This window comes from uncultured Aquincola sp. (assembly GCF_964001545.1).
Taxonomy (GTDB): domain Bacteria; phylum Pseudomonadota; class Gammaproteobacteria; order Burkholderiales; family Burkholderiaceae_C; genus Aquincola.
On sequence record NZ_CAXFDV010000852.1, the window covers coordinates 1 to 2,464 of the forward strand.

The following is a 2,464-nucleotide window of genomic DNA, read 5'->3' on the forward strand; positions in this document are numbered from 1 at the left end:
AAGCGCTGGTCCAGCAGCTGGGCCTCCTGGTCGGCCGCGCTGGGGCCGGGCGCAATGCCCTGCAGCAGCGCCGCATGGGCCTGCTTGCGCTTCCAGGCCAGCCAGCCCAGGCGGCCCAGCCACAGCGCCCACATCAGCGCAATGACGATGGCACGCGCCAACACACCGCCCAGCGGGCGCGACACCTGGCCCGCCGCATCGGCACCGAAGGCCAGCAGCGGCCCCAGCCACCAGACGATGGCGCTGAGCGCCAGCACCGCCAGGCTGCCGAGCACCGCAGGGCTCAGCAAGACGTTGAACACACGTTTCATGGACTGTCCTGCTCCGTCGGCTTCAGCTTTGCGGCGGCGAAGCCAGCGTGATCTCGACCCGGCGGTTCTTGGCCCGGCCGGCGGGGGTGTCGTTGCTGTCCACCGGCTCGCTGTCGGCACGGCCTTCGGCGCGCAGCCGGTCGGCCGGCAAGGTGGCGGCCAGCAGTGCCTTCACGCTGTCGGCCCGCTCCTGCGAGAGGTGCCAGTTGGAGGGATAGCGCACCGAGCGGATCGGCTGGTTGTCGCTGTGGCCGGTCACCAGCACCGGCCCGGGCAGCGGCTTGAGCGCAGCGGCGATGCGGCCCAGCAGTGGCTTCACGCGGTCGGCCACGTCGGCGCTGGCCGGCTCGAAGAAGCCGTCGCCGCGGATGACGATGACCGAGCGGTCGGCATAGTCGCGCACCTCCACCAGCCCGGCCTGGATGTCGGGCGCCAGCAGGCCCGCCAGCCGCGGCTGCGGCGCGGGCACCGGCGGCGGGGCGGGCGGCGCGGCCTTGACGTCCAGCGACTGCAGCGCCTGGAAGGTGGGGTCGGTGCGGGCATTGATGGCCATGCGCAGCGCGATGAACACCAGCATCAGCACCAGCGCGGTGGCCGCGGCCACCACCCACACCGGGATGCCGTCACGCAGGCGCTGCTGGCCGGCGCGCACGCCGACCCAGGCGGGCGAGAGTTCCTTGTCCACCGCAGGCGTGGCCTGCTTCAGCATCTGGGCCAGGCGCTCACGCACCGTCTCCAGCTGCGCCCGGCCGTTGTCGATCACGCGGTAGCGGCCTTCGAAGCCCAGCGCCAGCGTCATGTACATCAGCTCCAGCAGCGGCCGGTTGGCGGGCACGTTCTCGGCCAGCTTGCCCATCAGCTGGAACACCTTCTCGCCGCCCGACACCTCGTTGTGGAACAGCACCAGCAGGCTCTGCGAGCCCCAGGCGCCCGAGCCGCCCCAGGGCGTGCTGGAAGCGCATTCGTCGATGAAGGTGCACAGCACGTAGCGGCCGGCGATCACCTGCTCGTTGGGCAGGCCTTGCGCGCGGGTGGTGGACTCGAACTGCTTGATGCCTTCGGCCAGCGCGGCACGCAGCGCGGCCGGGTTGGGGTGCTGCGGCATGCTGCGCAAACGCGCGGCCGTGCCCAGCAGCGGCGCCGCGGCCTGCAGCAGCGGGTTGAAGCCGGCCACGCCGGGCAGCTCGGGCAGCGGCGCAGCATCGAGCGCCGGCGCAGCGCCCGGCACCTGGCCAGGCATCGCGGGCGCCGCCCCCACCGGCGCCGCACCGGGCCGCGCGCCACGACCGGCGCTGGGCTTGATGACGGTGCGGTCGGATTCGAACGCCGAGAACGGGTCTTGATCGCTCATCGGGGACTACCTGAAGAAGGTGGGAGCGCGCCGGCTCATGGCCGGATGGCCCAGAACTCGAACTCGATGCCGGGGAAGTCGCCGGACACATGCAAGGCCAGGCCGGCGGAGCGTTCCAACTGCTGCCACAGCTCGCTGCCGCGGGTTTCCAGCTCGAAGTAGCTGAAGCCGCCGTGGTACGGGATCTGCCGCGGCGCCACCGGCATCGGCTTGACGGCCACGCCCGGCAGTGCCAGGTTGACCAGGTCGCGGATGCGCTCGGCTGGGCCGATCTTGACCTGCGACGGAAAGCGCGCGCGCAGCGCTTCGCTGGGCATCTGCGCATTGACCGCCAGCACGAATTGCGCACGGCGCTGCAATTCGATGTCGGCAATGATGGCCACCCGCACGCCGTGGTTGCGCTCCTGCAGCTCGATGGGGATGGCGGTTTGCTCCAGCACCATCGACAGCGACTGCCGCAGGTCGCCCATCACCGCGCGAAAGCACGGCGCCAGATCGTCGTGGCGGTAGGGCGGGTAGTCGGCGGGGCGCTTGCGTTCACGGAAGGTGGACAGCTCGCCGGCCAGTTGCAGCAGCACGGTGTACAGCCGCTCGGGGTGCAGCACCGGCAGCTGCGGCAGGTGGGCCAGCAAGGGCTCGGTGCGGTTGAGCGTCTGCAGGAACACGAAGTCGGCGATCTCGCCCACGCCGGCCCGGCCGGGCTGGGCCAGGCGCGCGGCCAGGGCTTCGCTGCGCTGGCGCACCATGCCCAGCACTTCGCGCTGGTAGCTGTCGAGCACCGGGTGCGCGGCCACATGCAGCA

The 2,464-nt window shown here is 71.7% G+C and carries 3 protein-coding genes; all 3 read right to left on the bottom strand.

Annotation, left to right across the window (positions count from 1 at the left end):
* A partial coding sequence (locus ABNT58_RS29430) for a hypothetical protein (RefSeq protein WP_348756898.1) occupies positions 1-311 on the bottom strand: 311 nt, incomplete at its 3' end.
* 22 nt (positions 312-333) lie between these two features.
* The gene (locus ABNT58_RS29435) at positions 334-1,662 is read right to left on the bottom strand and encodes a DotU family type VI secretion system protein (protein ID WP_348756899.1); all 1,329 of its coding nucleotides are present in this window, start codon (positions 1,660-1,662) and stop codon (positions 334-336) included.
* A gap of 35 nt (positions 1,663-1,697) precedes the next feature.
* On the bottom strand, positions 1,698-2,464 hold a 767-nt coding region (gene tssK / locus ABNT58_RS29440; RefSeq protein ID WP_348756900.1), incomplete at its 5' end, for a type VI secretion system baseplate subunit TssK.

Coding starts and splice junctions, on each gene's coding strand:
- ABNT58_RS29435 (WP_348756899.1), bottom strand. CDS start 1,662: ATGAGCGATCAAGACCCGTTCTCGGCGTTCGAATCCGACCGCACCGTC.